The sequence below is a fragment of the Microbulbifer sp. MKSA007 genome, assembly GCA_032615215.1.
In the GTDB taxonomy this organism is placed as follows: Bacteria; Pseudomonadota; Gammaproteobacteria; order Pseudomonadales; family Cellvibrionaceae; genus Microbulbifer.
This window is the reverse complement of the sequence record CP128433.1, coordinates 3759075-3778596: the sequence shown is the minus strand read 5'-3', so window position 1 is coordinate 3778596 and position 19522 is coordinate 3759075. Positions and strand designations below refer to the sequence as shown.

General features: G+C 47.9%; 14 protein-coding genes. 12 read left to right on the top strand and 2 right to left on the bottom strand.

The features are described from left to right. Nucleotides 1–19: 19 nt before the first annotated feature. Together recO and acpS are read left to right on the top strand one after the other, a co-directional pair. Complete coding sequence (gene recO / locus QT397_19590; GenBank protein ID WNZ55056.1) at nucleotides 20–772, top strand: DNA repair protein RecO; 753 nt, start codon at nucleotides 20–22, stop codon at nucleotides 770–772. Beyond that, nucleotides 769–1155 (top strand): holo-ACP synthase, encoded by a 387-nt coding sequence (acpS, locus tag QT397_19585; GenBank protein ID WNZ55055.1) that lies wholly within the window; start codon nucleotides 769–771, stop codon nucleotides 1153–1155. The genes recO and acpS overlap by 4 nt, the downstream gene beginning before the upstream one ends. Here the strand turns inward: acpS and QT397_19580 are convergent. Beyond that, the gene (locus tag QT397_19580) at nucleotides 1152–3983 is read right to left on the bottom strand and encodes a response regulator (protein WNZ55054.1); all 2832 of its coding nucleotides are present in this window, start codon (nucleotides 3981–3983) and stop codon (nucleotides 1152–1154) included. The genes acpS and QT397_19580 overlap by 4 nt on opposite strands. Nucleotides 3984–4281: 298 nt before the next feature. Between QT397_19580 and cysM the strand changes: the two genes are divergently transcribed. The 10 genes from cysM (at nucleotide 4282) to QT397_19530 (ending at nucleotide 15718) form a co-directional block, all read left to right on the top strand. After that, nucleotides 4282–5178, top strand: coding sequence for a cysteine synthase CysM (cysM, locus tag QT397_19575; GenBank protein ID WNZ55053.1), 897 nt, complete (start codon nucleotides 4282–4284; stop codon nucleotides 5176–5178). 638 nt (nucleotides 5179–5816) lie between these two features. Then, the gene (relA, locus tag QT397_19570; protein ID WNZ55052.1) at nucleotides 5817–8063 is read left to right on the top strand and encodes a GTP diphosphokinase; all 2247 of its coding nucleotides are present in this window, start codon (nucleotides 5817–5819) and stop codon (nucleotides 8061–8063) included. Between the two features lie 19 nt (nucleotides 8064–8082). After that, complete coding sequence (gene mazG, locus QT397_19565; protein ID WNZ55051.1) at nucleotides 8083–8910, top strand: nucleoside triphosphate pyrophosphohydrolase; 828 nt, start codon at nucleotides 8083–8085, stop codon at nucleotides 8908–8910. Between the two features lie 176 nt (nucleotides 8911–9086). Then, nucleotides 9087–9740, top strand: a complete 654-nt coding sequence (gene adk, locus QT397_19560) for an adenylate kinase (protein WNZ55050.1) — start codon at nucleotides 9087–9089, stop codon at nucleotides 9738–9740. A 169-nt stretch (nucleotides 9741–9909) separates the two neighbouring features. Then, nucleotides 9910–10908 carry a ferrochelatase gene (gene hemH, locus QT397_19555; GenBank protein WNZ55049.1) on the top strand — a complete coding sequence of 333 codons (999 nt, stop codon included), beginning with the start codon at nucleotides 9910–9912 and terminating at the stop codon, nucleotides 10906–10908. 230 nt (nucleotides 10909–11138) lie between these two features. Next, on the top strand, nucleotides 11139–11999 hold the full coding sequence (locus QT397_19550; GenBank protein WNZ55048.1) for a hypothetical protein: 861 nt from the start codon (nucleotides 11139–11141) through the stop codon (nucleotides 11997–11999). 132 nt (nucleotides 12000–12131) lie between these two features. Continuing rightward, nucleotides 12132–12830, top strand: a complete 699-nt coding sequence (gene tsaB / locus QT397_19545) for a tRNA (adenosine(37)-N6)-threonylcarbamoyltransferase complex dimerization subunit type 1 TsaB (GenBank protein ID WNZ55047.1) — start codon at nucleotides 12132–12134, stop codon at nucleotides 12828–12830. 6 nt (nucleotides 12831–12836) lie between these two features. Then, the gene (locus QT397_19540) at nucleotides 12837–13634 is read left to right on the top strand and encodes an undecaprenyl-diphosphate phosphatase (GenBank protein WNZ55046.1); all 798 of its coding nucleotides are present in this window, start codon (nucleotides 12837–12839) and stop codon (nucleotides 13632–13634) included. 5 nt (nucleotides 13635–13639) lie between these two features. Beyond that, entirely contained in the window at nucleotides 13640–14521 is an 882-nt protein-coding gene (locus QT397_19535; protein ID WNZ55045.1) for an NAD(P)-dependent oxidoreductase, read from the top strand. A 66-nt stretch (nucleotides 14522–14587) separates the two neighbouring features. Continuing rightward, the gene (locus tag QT397_19530) at nucleotides 14588–15718 is read left to right on the top strand and encodes a DUF3524 domain-containing protein (GenBank protein ID WNZ55044.1); all 1131 of its coding nucleotides are present in this window, start codon (nucleotides 14588–14590) and stop codon (nucleotides 15716–15718) included. Between the two features lie 105 nt (nucleotides 15719–15823). Here QT397_19530 and QT397_19525 read toward each other — a convergent pair whose 3' ends face one another. Continuing rightward, on the bottom strand, nucleotides 15824–18757 hold the full coding sequence (locus QT397_19525; GenBank protein ID WNZ58567.1) for a cellulose binding domain-containing protein: 2934 nt from the start codon (nucleotides 18755–18757) through the stop codon (nucleotides 15824–15826). Nucleotides 18758–19522 lie beyond the last annotated feature (765 nt).

Below are 19522 nucleotides of genomic sequence, written 5' to 3'. Positions count from 1 at the left end.
GGTAATTTCCCCTGAACCTATGAAAACGCCTCAACCGCCTCAACCCGCGTATATCCTCCATTCGCGGCCCTACAAAGACTCCAGCTTGATCCTGGAGCTTTTCACTCCCGATTACGGTCGACTGGGCTGTGTCGCCCGTGGGGCCCGCCGTGACAAGCAACGCCGCCAACAAGCGTTGCAGCCCTTCACCCCGTTGCTTGTCACATTGATGGGAGCGGGTTCACTTAAAACGCTCGGTCCAGTCGAAAATGTTGGTGTACCACTATGGCTCAAGAGCCGAGCGGTTTATGCGGGCCTTTATGCCAATGAATTGATGGTAAGGCTCCTTCCCGAGGGCGAGGCGCATTACACGCTGTTTGCAGCTTATCAGAGCCTGCTGGAATCTCTGTCTCAGCTGGAGGGACTCTCCAACGCTGAACTGGAAGGTCCGCTTCGTCGCTTTGAGTTACAACTGCTCCTGGAGCTCGGTACCTGCCCGTCCCTCAATATTAGCGGCCCGCGAGGAGACCCTGTAAGTGAAGATGGGGTTTATCGCCTGGATGATGAGTGGGGTTTAATTCCTGTTCACCGCTCCAAAGATGAGAGTCTGGGAGAGTGTTTTTTTTCAGGTGCCGAACTATTGGGGGTGGACAGCGCTATGAATGGGGGTGGCTGGTCAGGTGAGGCTTTAGCACCTGCAAAGCGTCTTACACGTTTATTGTTGAGGAAAGTATTGGGGGATAAGCCTTTGCAGAGCAGAGAGCTTTTTCGGCAGGTTTACGGAAAAAAATGATTGTTAGTATTGGCACCGATATTTGTAACTACGACCGTATCGAGGTGGCGTGGCAGCGCTTTGGTGATCGCTTTGTTGAGCGTGTTCTTAACAGTGCGGAGAGGAAGGACTTTTATGCTATGGCTAAGCCCATCCGCGCTGCATATCTGTGCAAGCGATTTGCGGCGAAGGAGGCTGTAGCCAAGGCCTTGGGCACTGGGATTGGTGAGGGGATTTCCTGGCAAGACATCGATGTCCGTCGCCGCAAGGGCGCTGCACCGCAGGTGGTGCTGGCGGGCGCAGCTGAGGAGAGGGCCGAAAAACTTGGTGTGGACAGAATCCACCTCAGCCTGTCTGATGAAAAAGACTCGGCCCTGGCATTCGTCGTATTTGAATCCTGCTAGGCAACTACCTCCAGGCCAAAGAGCGCATCCAAGTCCTGTTCAGAGGCCCACTCGCGCAGCGCCCGGATCTCCCTGAGAACAGCATTGAGTTTGCGCTGGTCAAAGGCTTGGGCATCGGAGCCTTGGATAGTGCGCAATGCCTCTTGTAACACGCAAGTTGATTCTCTCAAGCGTGAAACTCCGCAATAGCAGCAGCCACCGTGCATGCGATGAGTGAGTTCGAACATGCCCTTGTAATCCCCAAGGTTGTACAACCTTTCCAGTTCTCTCTCATCTGAACTGAGACCGTCAATCAACATGCGCAGCATGTCCCTGGCCAGCTTGGCATCGCCGTTGGCGAGGGTCAGGCATTCGCCAATGTCTACCAGGCGCATCTCCTCAATCTTCACTTTTTCTGCGGCCTGGGGAGTGATGATCTTAAGCCAGCGCTTGATCATATGGGAGAGCTGGGCCTCGCTAACAGGCTTGCTTAAGTAGTCGTCCAGTCCCGCAGACAGCAGGCGTGCTTTCTCTTCGGCGCCGGCGTGGGCGGTGAGGGCAATGATTGGAGTACGGCGGCCGGTCTCCTGCTCACGAATCAGGCGTGTAGCTTCGATACCATCCATCTCGGGCATTTGAATATCCATAAATACCAGGTCGAAAGCTCCCTGCTGCCAAAGCTGTAGAGCTTCTTCGCCGCTTGCTGCAATAACGACTTCTACATATTGTGCTCGCAGAAGTTCGCCGACCAGTCGGCGGTTTGCCGCGTGGTCATCCACTGCCAGCACACGCGGTGGTGCGGGCCACGGTAGCGCCTGTACCCCGCCACTAACCCGCTGTTGCCCCTGCTGTGGTACTGCTCGTTTCAGGGACCGCAGCAAATTGTCTCGGGTGACGGGTTTGCTAAGGAAAGTGAGAGTGCGGGTGCGCAGTTGGTCGTAGCAGCGACGCAATTCAGCGGGTGGGCCCAGTACGATCACGCGGCACTGATAGGTATCAACCAGCGACTGCACTTTGCTACTGAAATTATCAAAATCACCTTTGGCAGTAGCTGTATCGATAATAACCGCATCCGGTAAGGCATCGTGCCGCCACATTTGCTCGATTGCCGGTTGCAGAGTATCGGTATCGCCGAGTTCTATGGGCTCCACTTGCCATTGGCTGAGTAGCTGAGCTACCTGGGTCCGTGTAACTGGGTTGGGGTCTGCAAGTAAAATTCGGCAGCCAGGATATTGAATACGCGGATACATGCCTCGATTGCGTTCAGCCTGGAGGGAAATTTGCACCCAACAGGTGCTGCCGTCATTGGCTGTTTCTTCAATACCTGTGCAGCCGCTCATCCTCTCAACTAGGCTGCGGGCTATAGACATCCCTAAACCATTTGCGCTGATTTGTTGGGTGAGCTGTGGGGACTTGCTGGTGAGGATGTTCTCAATTTCACGGCGACCAGCCTCGTCTAGACGGTTACCCAGGCCGGTAACCGAAATACGGAGTACAAGTTCTGAGTTATTAATGCTATGTACTGACAAGCGCACGGGGATATTGCCATTTGCCGAGCTGCGCACCGCGTTACCCACCAAGTTTGTAAGTATTTGCTTTATTCGCAACGGGTCTCCGATTAAAGTGGGAGGGAGTTGAGAATCGATCAAGGGCACCAGTTCCAGATGGTGCTCATAGGCGTTTGGGGCCAGTATTTGCAGGGTCTCTTCAAGTAGTAAGCCAAGGTCCATAGGGATATGGTCAAGGACCAGGTTGCCGGACTCAATGCGGGAAAAGTCCAGGATGTCGTTGATGGTAGTCAACAGGTTTTCCGATGAACGTAAAATGGTTTGCAGGTAATCCTGCTGTAGCTCATCAATTCCAGTTTTTAACAACAGGTTGGTAAAACCGATAATTCCATTTAAAGGTGTGCGAATCTCGTGACTGGTATTGGCTAGGAACGTCGATTTAATCCTGCTTGCTTCCTGCGCCCTTTTACGTGCTAAGTCCAGCTCAATATTTTGTTCTTCCATACTGTCCAGGGATTGGCGCAGGTCATCCATAGACTGGAGCAAGTTGGCTTTGTATTCCTGTTGGTAACTGGACAGGTTTTCAGCCATCTCGTTAATTTGGTTTCCCAGTTGAGCGAGTTCTCGATTCTCCGTTTCATGGGTGCGTCGATCAAACTCACCTCTGCCAATCGCCTCCAGAGTATGTCCCATTCTAATCAGGCTGTGAGCAAAGCGCTCAGACATGATGACCGACCAGGCCAGCGCGGCTAGGGTACAGAGAATCAACCCCACCAAGCCTACGAGTAAAACTTGGTAAGTTCCCACCAGGAAATAGGGGCGATGTAGCTCAATACTTATCCAGCAGGTGGTGATATCGCCTTTCAATGGCTGTAAAACCTGAAGGGTCTCATCATCTTCAAAAATAAAGGGTTCGCGCTTGTTAAGGGTGTCTCTGCTAATGGGGGTGCGTGGACGCGGCCCGACACTGGCCAGCAAGCTGAGTCCGGTGCTGGGGTTGAGGGCTAGCTTGGGGCTGGGTTCGGTGGAGTAGACATGAACAGATCTGACCATATCTTTTTCTAGCATAAGCGCCAGCAAACTTTTACGCAGCCATTCCATTCTAAGTTCAGCTGGATGGCCCCCGCTCATCTCAATTAGTTCAGCTAGTTGTTCGGCGCTGGCTCGACCGTGGCTTAATAGCAATTGGCGACGATCGTGCATTTGCTGCAGGGTGAAAACGAGAGCGAGGAGCAAGGACAGAATTAGTGCGGGTGCTACAGTAAGGCGAAATACCAGGGTTCGTAAGGATCGAGGTTGCTCTGGTTCCTCGATTGAGAGAATAGGGTTGCCTGGGGCCATGTTAAGAGGGGCCTTGTACGATTATTTTTCCCTCATTTTACCGTTATGTACATCTGAGCGCACTCATTCACTTATCAGAAAACGCTTCTTTTTTGTCACAATATGCGCGTTTTAGAGGCTCAAAGATTCACCTTGCCAAGATTAGATAGCGCGGCATAGCCATCTGAATAATACCGCTTCAGGTATAACTCCCTTAATAACCTGGGTAGGGAGTAGACCAAAGTAGACGGTATTTAGTGCGTAGTACCGCTTGCTGTACACTTGGATCCCGCGAGATATTTCTGGAATTTATTGCATTATGGATTATCCAACAATTGCTGACTGCGTAGGCAATACCCCGCTGGTTAAACTACAGCGCCTGCCAGGTGATACCAGTAATACTGTTTTGCTCAAGCTGGAAGGCAATAACCCTGCGGGTTCGGTAAAAGACCGCCCGGCACTTTCAATGATCAACCATGCGGAAGCTGCAGGATATATTTCTCCAGGAGATACCCTGATTGAAGCCACCAGCGGTAATACGGGAATTGCCCTGGCAATGGCTGCAGCGATTAAGGGCTATCAAATGATATTGATTATGCCAGACAGTGCTACCGAGGAGCGCAAGGCTTCAATGACAGCTTATGGCGCTGAGTTGATATTGGTTAGCGCTGAAGAAGGTATGGAGGGTGCGCGGGACTTAGCTTTGCAAATGCAAGAGGATAAGAAAGGATTGGTACTGAACCAGTTTGCCAATAGCGATAATCCACTGGCCCACTATGAGGGAACCGGTCTGGAGATTTGGCAGCAGACCTCTGGAGCGGTGACTCACTTTGTCTCCTCAATGGGTACAACCGGTACCATTATGGGATGCGGGCGTTACTTGAAGGAGCAAAATCCCGATATTCAAATCGTTGGATTGCAGCCAACTGAAGGCTCCAGTATTCCGGGGATTCGCCGTTGGCCGGAGGCATACTTACCTAAGATTTTTGTTCCTGAGCAAGTGGATATGGTCATGGATATGGACCAGCGAGAAGCTGAGGATATGACTCGCAGGCTGGCGAAAGAAGAGGGTATCTTTTGTGGCGTTTCCTCTGGAGGAGCGGTAGCCGGTGCTTTAAGGCTGTCTGCGCAGCTAGAAAAAGCGACGATTGTTGCAATTGTCTGTGATCGTGGAGATCGTTATTTATCTTCAGGGCTTTTTGCCGCCCCAAAATAGTTCTTACTTTTATTCTCTAATTTATCTTATTTTATTGAACAATGCTGGAAATAAAGTACCTTAATTCCAGTATTGTTCCTGATATCTACTAGCAAAAACGTTGTGAGATTTGCAGCTTTGTAAAGTGATTTCCCAATCAATTTACAATCATCTCTTTTGCCCCTTTTTTTGGGGGGGGCCGCTAATCCTCTTGCTATATGTGCATTGCCAGTTAAAAAAAGCAATAACTAAGCTGGTAAATACAAAAAACTGATAGTTTGTAAAGTTCGGTAAAGTCTTGTTTTATGTTCACGTAGAGGTGGAGAAATTCACTTTTAAGTAATAGATGTAACCTGTCCACTTCTATCGATTTCCCCAATATCACAATTTTGGTTTTCTATAGGCATTGGTTTTGCAGGTTTACTGTTGGTTAAAAGGTCAACAAGCTGCACAAGACTTATACCCTCCCACTCAAATTGGTACGAAAAACTGCTGAATTTCGCGCAGCTTATTGAAATGTATACAGAAAATCATGGACTTTGGTGAGTTCAAACCTATGATAGAGAAGCGCTTAATCCAGCATGAGCACTGAGTAAATGTGCTGCTAAGCCAGGTAACGACAAAATTATGCCAATAACACAAATGACTCTTGTTAAAACATGGTTCAAGTAAGAAAGCATCATTCCTTTGGTGGAGAAGGTGAACTCGACCTTGAATCCTGGTTGCGCCATGTACAGAAACTCGCGGGCCTGGATGGTTCTGCGATAGTAACTTTGCGGCGCGCAGCTGAGGTGAGTGCCGAAGCAGAACAGCGCGCAATTGAGGCGGAAAATATCTGGGCTGAGGGCGCTAGCAGTTTTGCTACAGGCCTTGAGATGGCTGAGATTCTCGCCGACTTACAAATTGACTCAGAAGCACTTGTCGCGGCGGTGCTGTACCGTGCCGTACGTGAAAAACGCCTGCCACTACAAGCTGTGGAAAAAGAATTTGGTGAGCGAGTTGCCAAGCTGATTCGTGGTGTTTTGCGTATGGCTGCGATTCGCAGTCGCAGCGCAGATACCGGAGAAGAAAGCCCGAGTGGTGCGGTAGAGGAACATTCAGAGAATATCCGGCGTATGCTGGTGGCATTGGTCGACGACGTGCGAGTCGCTTTGATCAAACTCGCTGAGCGTACCTGTGCTATTCGTGCTGCAAAAAACTCAGAGCCGGCTAAACGCCAGAGAGTTGCTCGTGAAGTGGCCGATGTTTATGCACCCCTTGCCCACCGCCTGGGAATTGGTCATATCAAATGGGAATTGGAAGACCTATCATTTCGCTATCTTGAGCCGGAAGATTACAAGCAGATTGCTCGCTTGTTAGATGAGAAAAGACTGGCTCGGCAGCAGTATATCGACGAAGTATTGGAGCTATTGCGCTCTGAACTCGAGCGCGCGCATATCGAAGGTGATGTCTACGGGCGAGCAAAGCATATCTATAGTATCTGGCGGAAAATGCGCCGGAAAAATATCGGCTTCTCCCAGGTTTATGATATTCGCGCAGTACGTATTCTTGTCCCAACTGTAAGGGATTGCTATGCGGTTTTGGGTATAGTGCACAACCTCTGGCGCAACATACCGAATGAATTCGATGATTATATCGCCTCCCCCAAAGAAAACGGTTATCGCTCTCTGCACACGGCTGTAATTGGCCCTGAACGAAAGGTGCTCGAGGTTCAGATACGAACTTTTGCTATGCATGAAGAGGCGGAATACGGTGTTTGTGCTCACTGGCGTTACAAGGGCACTGATCTTAAGAGCGAGAGTAAAGATAGCTACGAGCAAAAAATATCCTGGTTGCGTCAGGTGCTCGATTGGCATGAAGAGGTGGGAGGTAACCCACTACAAGATGATTTGCGCTCCAGTGAGGCAGATTCACGTATTTATGTATTTACCCCCGGCGGTCATGTTGTAGACCTGCCTCGGGGTGCAACACCATTAGATTTTGCCTACAAGATCCATACAGAAATTGGTCACCGTTGTCGCGGGGCTAAAGTAGATGGCCGAATCGTGCCGCTCAACCACCGGTTGGAGACAGCCAATCAGGTTGAAATCCTCACAGGAAAACTCGAAGCGCCGAGTCGCGATTGGCTCTCTTCGGGCATGGCCTATATCACTACCTCCCGTGCCCGAGCCAAGATTATTCACTGGTTTAAGCAGCAGGCTCGGGATCAGAATATCGCCGATGGCCGCAGTATTCTCGACCGGGAATTTAAGCAGCTGGCGCTGAGTGATTTCGATTTCGATAAGTTGGCAGCCAAGCTCAACATGCATTCCCTAGAGGACCTCTATGCGGCAGTGGGTGCCGGTGATATAGGCGTGGGTCAGGTTCTCAACGCAGCCCAGCGAATGGTGAAGGTCGACAATGTGCCTCGGGTACCATCGCTGACGGCTCCAGTTGCCCGGGGAGAAGGCAAGGCAGATGTTTATATCGACGGAGTGGGTAATTTGCTCACCCACATTGCCGGCTGTTGTAACCCCGTTCCAGGCGATGAAATTATGGGATATATCACCCTTGGGCGCGGGGTTTCAATACATCGTAAAGACTGCGCAAATATGTTGCGTATGCAGGTTGAGGAGTCTGAAAGGGTACTCCAGGTAAGTTGGGCGGAAAAACCCCGCGAACTTTACGCCGTTGAAATTATGATCGAAGCCTACGATCGCCAGGGCCTGTTGCGGGATGTCACAGTGATGCTGGACAGTCAGAAAATTAATATTACCGCTATGCAAACCCGCTCTAATAAGAACAAGCATACGGTAGAAATGATCGTGACTGCTGAGATCCACAACTTTGAAGAGTTGAGCCAGGTTTTACATCGGATCAATCAACTGCCCAATGTGGCAGCGGCAAAGCGACGAATTCTGCGCTGAACGCTGAGTAAGGAATAACGTGGAAAATAATTATTCTGTGGAGGACCTCCTCCACTTGATGGCTCAGCTTCGCAGCCCTGAGGGCGGTTGCCCTTGGGACCTGAAACAGGACTTTGCCAGTATTGTCCCCTCTACGATTGAAGAGGCCTATGAGGTAGCAGAGGCTATTGAGCAGGAAGACTTTGAGCACCTGCACGAAGAGCTCGGAGATCTGCTCTTCCAAGTCATTTTTTATGCCCAGTTAGGGCGTGAGAAAGACCACTTTGATTTCCCCCAGATTGTTGACACTTTGGTACGCAAACTAGTGCGCAGGCATCCCCATGTCTTTCCAAGTGGAACCCTCTACGGCGACCGCTCTGCCGAAGCTCTTGATGAAGCTGAAGTAAAGAGGAATTGGGAGGCGATTAAAGAGGCCGAACGCACTGCCAAAGGGGATGCAGGAACCCTGGCAGGAGTAGCTGTGGGTCTTCCGGCTTTGACGCGTGCAGCCAAATTACAGAAGCGCGCCTCCCGTGTCGGTTTTGACTGGCCCAATATTGATGGTGTCCTCGATAAGATTGGGGAAGAGGTTGCAGAGTTGCGGGAGGCCGTGACAAATGGGGATACGGAGCATGCAAAGGAGGAGCTGGGGGATCTGCTTTTCTCTTGTGTGAATGCATCCCGCCACCTGAAGGTTGATCCTGAGGCAGCTTTGCGGGGGTGTAGCAGGAAATTTGAGCGGCGTTTTGGTTATGTTGAGTCCAGTTTACACAGTGAAGGTCGGCAAGTATCAGAGGCAACGCTGGAGGAACTGGACAGACTTTGGGACAAGGCCAAAGTTCAGCGGGAGCCCGGTGCTGATAGCTAGGGATCTTAACAGGCTTACATAGAGCGGAGCTTTAAGCCCCTTTTAGTACTCTGTGGTTTGTATGGATTGTGGGGGTATCGGTAGCAATCTTGCCCAATCTGAGGTGTGAGTGTAAGGTAGCGCTCTTTTAGCGCGGCGGCTTTTGGTTCGTCGATAGTATTGGAGGCTTACTGAACATGCGAATTATTCTCTTGGGCGCGCCGGGAGCCGGCAAGGGCACTCAGGCTCAATTCATAACAGAGAAGTTCGGCATTCCGCAGATCTCCACCGGCGATATGCTTCGCGCTGCGGTGAAGGCGGGTACCCCTCTTGGCCTACAGGCCAAGGATGTTATGGACGCGGGAAAATTGGTTTCTGACGACCTGATCATTGCGTTAGTTAAAGAGCGCATTGCCCAGGAAGACTGCGCTAAAGGGTTCCTGTTCGATGGTTTCCCTCGCACCATTCCTCAGGCTGAAGCCCTTCTGGAAGCCGATGTACATATCGATCATGTTCTGGAGATAGCTGTTGACGATGAAGAAATCGTAAAGCGTCTCTCGGGCCGCCGGGTTCATGAAAACTCTGGTCGCGTCTATCACATCGTATACAACCCGCCCAAGGCTGAGGGTGTCGATGATGTGACTGGCGAGGCACTGATCCAGCGTACAGATGATACTGAAGAAACTGTTCGCAACCGTTTGGCGGTTTATCACGAGCAGACGGCACCGCTGGTAGGCTTCTATCGCGAGCTGGAAGCACGCTCTCCTGAAGCGGCTCCCAAGTACAGCAAGGTAATGGGTGTTGGCGGTATGGATGAGATTCGCGAGAAAGTGTTGGAAGCTCTCAGCTGAGATCATCGCTAACATTTTTTAAAAGCCCCCACTTGGGGGCTTTTTTGTATCTCCAGAAGTGATATAGAGCGAGTTGATCACGGCGGTATTGGCCTGGCAGTATGCGCTCTTCCCTGCCCGATAACTGGCAGGATTTCTTGAAAGGATAAGATTTCTAACGGGGCGGTTTATGTCTACGGCAATAATTTTGATGAATTTAGGTACTCCAGCTGAGCCTACACCTACAGCAGTAAGAAGTTTTTTGCGGGAATTCCTTTCAGATCCGAGGGTTGTCGAGATACCGCGGCCAATCTGGCTGACCATATTGAACTGCTTGGTACTGCCTTTTCGTCCACAACGTATTGCCCCTGCCTATGCGGAAATATGGAATAGCAGTGCAGATGAAACAAAAGTGGAAGGATCGCCGCTTCTCTACTATACGCAGAAGCAAGCAGAGCTGTTGCAGCAGCGTTTAAAAGTAAAAGGTTGCGATGTCGCTGTTGAATATGCCATGACTTATGGTGAGCCCCGCCTCGACAACACCATAGAAACTCTGCGCAAGAAAGGTTTTGAGTCTTTTATAGTGCTTCCCCTATATCCCCAATATTCGGCTACCACAACTGCAGCAATTTATGATCAGGTGGCGCAAATTTTTCGCAATAGTCGCGATATTCCGGATATTTCTCTGATTCGAGATTATTACCAAAATCCCCTCTACATAAAATCCCTGGCCAATTCAGTAAAAGAACACTGGGAAAAAGCAGGGCCAGCGGAAAAATTGTTACTTTCATTTCACGGTATCCCAAAAGCCAATGTTGATAAGGGGGACCCCTATTATCGCCATTGCATGGAAACCGCACGGTTATTAGCGGATGAACTAGAAATCAGTGAGGATAAGTGGCAAGTCACATTTCAATCGCGCTTTGGTAAGGCAGAGTGGTTGCAGCCATACACCGATAAGACCCTTATTGAATGGGGTAAAACAGGAGTTAGTAGTGTCGATGTAATTTGCCCGGCTTTTTCTGCGGATTGCCTGGAAACATTGGAAGAAATTTCGGTAGAGAATCGCGCTAATTTTATTGATGCTGGGGGCAGTGACTACCGATATATTCCCGCATTAAATTTGCGTGAGGATCATATAGAGGCGCTTGCGGGAATTGTGCAAACTAAGCTCAATGGGACAAAATAATTTCTACCAAAGTGCTAAAACGGGACCCAAAAGTGAAAATTGATAAGAAAAATATACTTTTTTTATAAAAAGTTTCTCATTTTTCGCTTTTTTACTTGCAATGCCGGGTATTTTTATTAACTTTGATAAAGTTGTATCGAAATAGGCGGTGCGGCGCTCTGCATAAGTAATAAAAACGGCCGATTCCAGTTTTTATTCGATAGCTAAAAGGCAATGCTGCCGGCACACTTTTGGATGTACTTCTTCTTTCAGTGAGGAGACAAGGGATGGCAAGAGTAGTAAAAAAAGGTACACGCGCGAAACGAGCAACTAGTGCGACCGCAGCGTCGCCAGCGGTCGTGAAAGCGCAGAAGGCGGTAGATTCAGCGACCAAATCGCTGGATGCGCAAATGGACCGTGTTGCTAAGGCTAAGGCTCGAGCGCAGAAAAGTAATGCGGCAACAGCGAAAACTTCGCTGGCCAGTGCCAATAGTAAGGCAAAGGATTTACGCGCCAAGCTGGCAGCGGCAAAGATGGATCTTGCCAAAGCTAAGGCTATGGATGCCGTACATATGGCTGAAGCTGCTGCAAAAGAAAAGGTGGAAAGTCTCTCTAAGAGCCTCTCCAGCAAAGCAGATAAAGAGTTAGCTGCCGCACTCAAGGCATTTGAAACACGCTGGGTAAAAACCAAAGAAAAGGCTCATGCCAAGAAATTGAAGGCTGCTGAGAAGAAGGCTGAAGCTAAGGTTAAAGCAGCTGCAAAGAAAGCTGCCGCTAAAGTTAAAGAGTTAGAGAAGAAGGCTAAAGCCAAATTAAAAGCCGAAACTCAAAAGGCCAAGAAGAAACCTGCAGCCAAGGCCACAGCAGCGAAAAAGCCCGGACGCCCCAAGAAGGCCGCTACAGCGACGGCGAAAAAGCCGGCCGTCCAAAGAAGGCAACTTCAGCGGCTAAGCCAGCAAAAAGAGTCGGACGACCCAAGAAAGCGACTGCGACAGCAGCTGCTAAGAAGGCTCCAGCCCGTCGCGGCCGTCCACCGAAGGCTGGTGCTGCCCGTCGAGGTCGGCCACCGAAAAAGGCCGCCTAGGGTCATATATATGGGCTCAACGATGTGAACTTTGGCAGGCTCCTCATAAACCCCGGTTAGTCCGGGGTTTTTTAGTTGCGGGTTGCGATATTGGGCATGACTCCCCTCCGCTCCCGTGCCACAATTCCCTCCCTTTTTTATGACCAGGATTAAGAACGCTGTGAAAATACTTGCCCTGGATACAACGTCGGGCGCCTGTTCTGTTGCTCTCATATCTGATGGCCAGCTGATTGAGCGTTTTGTACAGGCAGAGCGCGATCACACTCGTCGCCTTTTGCCAATGGTGGATGACGTTCTCGCAGAAGCCGGCATAAAGCTGGCAGGCCTGGATGCTCTTGCTGTCAGCCGCGGGCCGGGGTCATTTACTGGTCTCCGTATAGCAATTAGTAGTGTGCAGGGGTTGGCTTATGCTGCAGATCTACCAGTGGTTCCGGTTTCCAGCCTCGCAGCCCTAGCACTTGGAGCTCGGCGATCGCACCCGGACTGGGGACAGTCACCGGTCGTGGCAATGCTGGATGCTCGTATGCAACAAGTATATTGGGGGGTTTACTCCAGTGACTCTCCCTGCGATAGCTTGATCCCGGAGGCGGTACAGAACCCGGAGGAGGTTCTGCTGTCTTTAGAGAAATCGGAGATTTGTACTCCGATCTATGGGGCGGGCCCGGGATTACATTATGAGGCTTTTGAAGGGGCGTTATTGGCTGCCGTTGATCAAGCCAGTCTCATTCACGCTCGGGATATAGCGCAGCTGGCAGTACCACTATGGGAGCAGGGTCATACAGTGACCGCTGAAGAGCTTGAGCCTGTTTATTTGCGCAATGAAGTGACTTGGAAGAAAAGACAAAAAATCCGATCTTAATAACACATGGAAACATTTCAGATTGTAATTTTGGCCCTGATACAGGGGCTGACAGAGTTTCTGCCCATCTCCAGTTCCGCGCACTTGATCTTACCTTCTGAGGTATTGGGTTGGCAGGACCAGGGGCTGGCCTTCGATGTTGCTGTTCATTTTGGCTCTTTACTGGCAGTAGTTTTCTATTTCCGCAAAGATATTTGGGTGCTGATTAGGGATGGTCTAGGAGGATTTACGGATAAACAATTTACCGATGAGGGGCGGCTGGCCTGGTTAATTGTTCTCGCCACTATACCTGTGGGACTGATAGGCCTGGTATTCAAAGGGTTCATAGAAACTTACCTGCGTTCAGCCGGTGTTATCGCTGCTACGACTATTGGCTTTGGTATTTTACTGTGGTGGGCTGATGCAAAGGGGCGCAGGGTCGAATCTCTAGCCCAGTTAAATTGGAAAAAAGCACTTCTGATTGGCTTATCACAGGTGTTGGCCCTAATCCCTGGCACCTCCCGCTCTGGTATCACAATGACTGCTGGTTTGATGCTTGGCATGAAGAGAGAGGCTGCAGCGCGCTTTTCGTTCCTGATGTCTATTCCTGTTATTGCCCTCAGCGCTATTTTGTTAACGATTGAATTACTTGCGCTGGAAAGTGTTCCATGGAATGACTTGCTGCTTGGTACCGTTTTATCTTGTATTAGTGCTTATTTGTGTATTCATTTTTTCCTTCAATTTATTAGCCGCATTGGGATGGCTCCATTCGCGATTTATCGCTTGGTTCTCGGTGTAATACTTATTTGGATGGTATGGGGGTAGAGGAAATGGCAACAGTTGCATTTATTGGCTTGGGGGTGATGGGATATCCCATGGCGGGGCATCTTTCTAATGCTGGCCACATGGTGCGAATTTACAATCGCACTGTTAGCCGTGCGGATCAATGGCTACAAGAATATGATGGAGAGAGCTTTGCAACGCCCGCTGAAGCCGCAAAGGGCGCGGAGGTTGTTTTTGCCTGTGTAGGCAATGACAACGATCTCCGCCAGGTGGTGACAGGAGAGCAGGGGGCATTCACGAGTATGGGTGACGGGGCTTTGTTTGTAGATCATACAACAGCCTCTGCCGATGTTGCTCGGGAATTGGCAGTTGCAGCTGGCGAAAAGGGAATCGGTTTTCTGGATGCCCCTGTCTCTGGAGGCCAGGCCGGCGCTGAGAATGGTGCTTTAACGGTTATGTTTGGGGGCGATAAGGCAGACTTTGATAAAGTGCAACCTCTTATCGACTGTTATGCGCGGGCGAGTAACCTGATGGGGCCAGTAGGTAGCGGCCAGCTGTGTAAAATGGTCAATCAAATTTGTATCGCGGGTGTCGTTCAGGGGCTTGCTGAAGGTTTACATTTTGCCAAGGCAGCTGGCCTCGATGGAGAGCAGGTTGTCAATGTGATATCCAAGGGGGCGGCACAGAGCTGGCAAATGGAAAACCGCTCAAAAACTATGTTAGCTGGCGAGTATGACCACGGTTTTGCTGTGGACTGGATGCGTAAGGATTTGGCTATAGTCCTTCAAGAGGCACAACATAACGGAGCTTTACTGCCCGTAACTGCCCTGGTAGACCAGTTTTATAGTGAGGTACAAGCTATTGGTGGTGCTCGTTGGGATACTTCCAGCTTGTTTGCACGATTAATGAATGTGCGCTCTTTCGATTAACCCCTCCGATCAATAGCTACCGGGGTTAAGTTTGATCCCGGTGCCGCTTCTTCTTGTTACTATTTAATGAAAGTTTTATTACTCTCCGCTTATGATGCGGACAGTCACAAGCGATGGCGTAAAGGGCTGGTAGCGGCATTTTCTGATTGGCAATGGACCGTACTAACCTTACCACCGCGATACTTTAGCTGGCGAATTCGCGGTAATAGCCTTTCCTGGGGCCGTGGGGAAACTGCGCAAATATTGAAGCAGCGTTGGGACCTTATTGTTACAACCTCAATGACCGATCTAAGTGCCTTGTGCGGTTTAGTTCCTGAAATCGTTAGGGTGCCTACAGTTGTATATTTTCATGAGAATCAATTTGCTTACCCAGTGAGCTCTGATGCGTTTCGATCGGTAGAACCCCAGTTGTTGAATATTTACACGGCCTTGTCCGGTGATCTGGTCTTGTTCAACTCTGAATACAACCGCAGTACCTTGTTAGGAGGAGTAAAGAAATTACTCAAGCGCTTTCCTGATTGTGTTCCTCCCGGAATTTGTGAGGAGATTGAGGAAAAGTCGCGAGTTCTTCCTGTGCCAATAGAAGACATCGTTTTTGATAGTGCGAAAACTGAAGAGGCCTTTTCCTGGAGCTCCTGCGCAGAGAGCATTTATGGGGGCGAGATAGGTCAAGATACTTTGATTATCAGTTGGGCGGCCCGTTGGGAATATGACAAAGGCGCGGACCGATTGCTGGATATCCTTCGGGGCTTGAAAGCCAGAAATGTTAAGTTTCTTGTTAATCTAATGGGGCAGTCATTTCGTAATAGCCCTGCTGAGTTTGCTCAAATACAAGAAGAGTTTGCCGACCATTTATTGGTACTCGGGTATCTCGAAAGCGCTAAAGACTATCGTCAAGTACTGCGACATAGCCATATATTCCTTTCTACGGCTTACCATGAATTCCAGGGGCTGGCGGTGATGGAAGCAGCTATTCTCGGTGCGACTCCACTGGTGCCAGATGAACAGTGCTACCCAGAGTTCTATTCCGAGAACTTCTGTTATTCAGACTGTAATGATGCAGTAAAAAAGCTGGAATCAATGTTTTTGTCAATTCTATCGGGTTCAAAATTAAAAAAAGTTGATTTAAGTAATTTCTCAGGGAAAGTGATTTGGGCAGAATATAGGAAGCAGTTATTAAATCTGGTTCAGAGTTAGGCCGGCTAATATAGAAGGCGGGTTTATAAAGGCTCCCAAAGTTATTGGTGAGTAAAAGCAGCGCCCTGAAAATTTTTAATCAGGGCCTGTTAAGCGAAATCCTAGCTAATTGGATACATGATCTATTGCTTTCAATAGCCCTTTATCTGGGATGTTACTGGGAAGAATACAAGAAGGAATATCTGAATGGCCAAGATTTTTACCATAAAGTAAGTTGCAAGCCATAATCTTGTGGCCCTCAGTTGTAGGGTGTACCGGGTCTCCAGTTGGGACAATATTTTCTTGGTCTGCTAAGAAAATATTTTTGGTATTGGAGGCCTCTGATAGTGACTTCCTGATTTTTTGATTATAAAAGTCCGTACAGTAATTTTTCGGATCTTGTCCGTCTAAATCACTTCGGCGAGGGATAGTTGAAATTACGAATGCAATTTTCTCTGTTGGAATATCTATGCTCTCAAAGTAATTTTGTATTCTATCTGTTATTGACATGCCTTGAATATTATTGGGTGATGATATTATCTTACTAACGACCATATTTAGCTTCTGGGCGGATTCACTATTTTCTTCTATAGGAAGGCTACAATCAATCGCATTATTCATGCTAAGGAAGGTGATGTCGTTAGTCCCGAGCTGTATAGGTATGACAACGCTATCCTCAGAGGTTATATCCCGCGTTAAATTGCAGGCTTGATTAGTGAGCCAGCCAGAACTAGTTTCGCCCTCCATGCACATTTCGCTGAGAAATTGATTGAAGTTCTTGATGGAATTGAGGCAGTTGGTGAAATTGTAGCCTGGGGTGATTTGATGGCCTATCGGATCAAGATAGCAAAGTAAATCGCTGGTTGTAGCTCCAGGTATCCCAGAGTGCCAGTAATTCTTGGTCTGTTGAGACATATCATCAGGGCCTGTTGGTCCAGTGATAGTGCCAATCGTTTCTAGTTGTTTTCCATTGTATTTTAGAATTAGCTGCTCACTGGTAGATTCTTGATCTATAGGAAAGATTGAGTTGCCATCGGCCGCTTTGGCAAGATAGCCCCAGATCTGGCTACGAAATCCGTTTGAATTATAAGGGAGTGTTGTCATGCCGTAAGTAATCGAATCACCAATAAACCATAGCTTAATACTGCTATTATCTGAATGTTCATTGGGCTGATTGGGGGGCTGACTAGGTTGTGAAGGTTCAGTTGTGAGTGTACCCGTGCAGTTGCCAATTATAATTGGTGGGATGTTTTCTCCAGAGTAATCTGCATTAAACCCAAAAGCCTGGGCCTCTCCTGGCGGAATAGATGATTCACTAGTAACAGTTATTGTCCCGTTACTTTCTGCGATTTGTGCATTCCAGAAGTGTGTGATTGATTGGTTACCTTGCCAGTTCCACTGTAGCTGCCATTTATCAAGAGAAGTCTTTCCTTTATTATAAATAACCACATTTGCCATAAAACCATTCCCCCAATCGTTTTGAACTGTATATTCCACATTACACTGGCCTGAAGGTTCACCGGGTTCTTCCGGTACAGTAGGGGGAGTGTCAGGTTTGGGCTGTGGTGGTGGGGTTTTCGATGATTCAAACCATTTTAAGGCATAGGCTCGAAATTCACTTTCTGACGGAAGGGAGGAGTTTTCCATATAATAGTTATCTAAGAATGCTCTCGCATCCTTATAGTACTCTTGGTGAGTCTTATAAATCTCCTTTTTATTACCATCCTTGTCAATCAGCCAGTAGCCAGTGAATTCACTGATCCAGCTATCATATTCATTGTCATACATTTGCCAGTACAAAATAAATGGAGCACCCCACTGGAGCGCCGTTTTTATTACATTGCGTGATAGCAAATCCTGGGCTTCGCCAGAGCGGGCTCCCCAATCCTTAAACCAGGACTCTCCGTAACCATATTCGCCAATGAAAACCCGCTTTTCAAATGGCAGCCCAGATTTTTTGGGAAGATTTGAGTTGATAAATTCTAGAGCTGAAGTCAACTCACTATGTAGAGTGGCAAAATCTGAATGCTTTTCTTTGGTAGTGAGATCGTAAGCTGAATAAGACACTAAATCTACATTAGTATGGGGAAGTACGGCATTGGTTATCCGTTCTTTGCCCTGTATTGCAGATTCAACCCTATTGACCTCAATATAGTGATATAAGTTAACGTCAGAGTGGGTGATATTTGCTTTGGCATCGTCAATGGCTTTTTGTCGAATATTGATCCAGTCAATTAGACCCTGTAAACGCTTAGGAGGGATAGTTTCCTGACTGTCATCTCTAGTACCATCAGTTTTTTGAACCAGGTTCCAATCGCCTTCCCAATGCCCGATCATGAATGTCTTACCGGAGCCGTTATATTCAGTTAGTAAATATTCAGCCAACGAATAAATTTTGTCATATTGCCAGTTTAGCTCTTCTTCACTCATTCCTTTGTTATCCATCCAGGAACCTGAGTCCTCAACCCAAAACATGTAGATGGAGAAATCCATTTCCAAGACTTGCTGAAATTCTGGTATTTCTTTCAGTATTCGCTTGAATTGATAGTCGAGTCCAGAGTTACTTAGCTCGCTATATAGGCTCGGAGAAAGGGCAATCTTGAGTAAGTTAGAGCCCATTGAGTAAATGGCTTCAGCACTTTCAACAAGTGATCCCTTATCTGTAAATGTATACCTAGGGTTTATCGTTTGAGTGCCTAAAATTAAATTGTATTGTGAAAGGGGGTCTAGCAGGTCTTGTGAAGGTGGGGTCGGATCTGGTTTATTGATGGTGTTGTTGCAACTAGCGTTAATATGAGTAGGCGTCTTTTCACCACCCGAGTAGCGAATATTAAAACCAAAAGATTGGGCTTGGCCAACGGGTACTCTTACATAGCCTTGTTTTCCAACTACAGAGATCAGGTTTTCATCCTGGGCTGAAGTAGCATTCCATATATGTGTGACTTCTTGGTCTGAGGGCCATTGCCATGAAAGTTCCCAGTCACTTATTGGCTCGGTACCTGTATTACGTACAACCACTGAAGCCATATATCCGTCTTCCCATTCGCTCTGTATCGTCATTTGTACATCGCACTTTTGACCGGCCAGGGATGGTAGGGATAAGAAGGTCAATATGGAAAAAACTGAGAGGGGGAGAAGTTTAGCGTGCATTATTTATGTATCTATATGGATTACTGCAGAGTAATCAGATATTGATAGCTACATAAAGTTCACATATTTATAGTCAGGGGCGTCAAATGCTAAAAGGGCCGATTATCAATGTTATCCAACTTCCACCTTATTTCCTGTCAAGACAACTTTGAATGTTAAGTACAGATGTTTGCCTAATTAATTGTTAATTTAATTGTTTTTGTGAACAAGAGGTCAATCTATAGAATATAATTGGAAACTGGTTGAGTGCTAATTTTGAATAACGAAAGTTTTTTACATTTCCTCTCTAAACGCAATTCAAATCCCCTAATCTATCCTTTCTTTACAGTCATTTTTAGATTGTGCTTGCTTAAATTGTAAATATTTAGGTTTGCTGTAGTTCAGAAAATCTTCGTATATTTAAAACTATTTTACTTTCGACTCTAAATTAACGGATTTATGGCGGGCAATTACTCTGTGGGTGCTACCAAATACAGCCAGTTAGGGTATTCTGAACATGCGTACTAGAGCTGTACTCTCAGTTTTAGTGTGCTGACAGCAGGGAGGTTATGGCTACTATGAGTATTTTTAAAATAATAAAGCCGCTTTTCAGGATGAGATAATAAAAGCCAAGATTACATTGGCTAACTATCTAGAGAGTCGCGTCCGAGTTGATCGGAAGTGGCTTATTCAGGT

Excerpts from the sequence above, each read along its gene's own strand:
- acpS (WNZ55055.1), top strand. The coding sequence starts at position 769 with ATGATTGTTAGTATTGGCACCGATATTTGTAACTACGACCGTATCGAG.
- relA (WNZ55052.1), top strand. The coding sequence starts at position 5,817 with ATGGTTCAAGTAAGAAAGCATCATTCCTTTGGTGGAGAAGGTGAACTC.
- QT397_19535 (WNZ55045.1), top strand. The coding sequence starts at position 13,640 with ATGGCAACAGTTGCATTTATTGGCTTGGGGGTGATGGGATATCCCATG.
- hemH (WNZ55049.1), top strand. The coding sequence starts at position 9,910 with ATGTCTACGGCAATAATTTTGATGAATTTAGGTACTCCAGCTGAGCCT.
- QT397_19530 (WNZ55044.1), top strand. The coding sequence starts at position 14,588 with ATGAAAGTTTTATTACTCTCCGCTTATGATGCGGACAGTCACAAGCGA.
- QT397_19580 (WNZ55054.1), bottom strand. The coding sequence starts at position 3,983 with ATGGCCCCAGGCAACCCTATTCTCTCAATCGAGGAACCAGAGCAACCT.
- QT397_19540 (WNZ55046.1), top strand. The coding sequence starts at position 12,837 with ATGGAAACATTTCAGATTGTAATTTTGGCCCTGATACAGGGGCTGACA.
- adk (WNZ55050.1), top strand. The coding sequence starts at position 9,087 with ATGCGAATTATTCTCTTGGGCGCGCCGGGAGCCGGCAAGGGCACTCAG.
- recO (WNZ55056.1), top strand. The coding sequence starts at position 20 with ATGAAAACGCCTCAACCGCCTCAACCCGCGTATATCCTCCATTCGCGG.
- cysM (WNZ55053.1), top strand. The coding sequence starts at position 4,282 with ATGGATTATCCAACAATTGCTGACTGCGTAGGCAATACCCCGCTGGTT.
- QT397_19525 (WNZ58567.1), bottom strand. The coding sequence starts at position 18,757 with ATGACGATACAGAGCGAATGGGAAGACGGATATATGGCTTCAGTGGTT.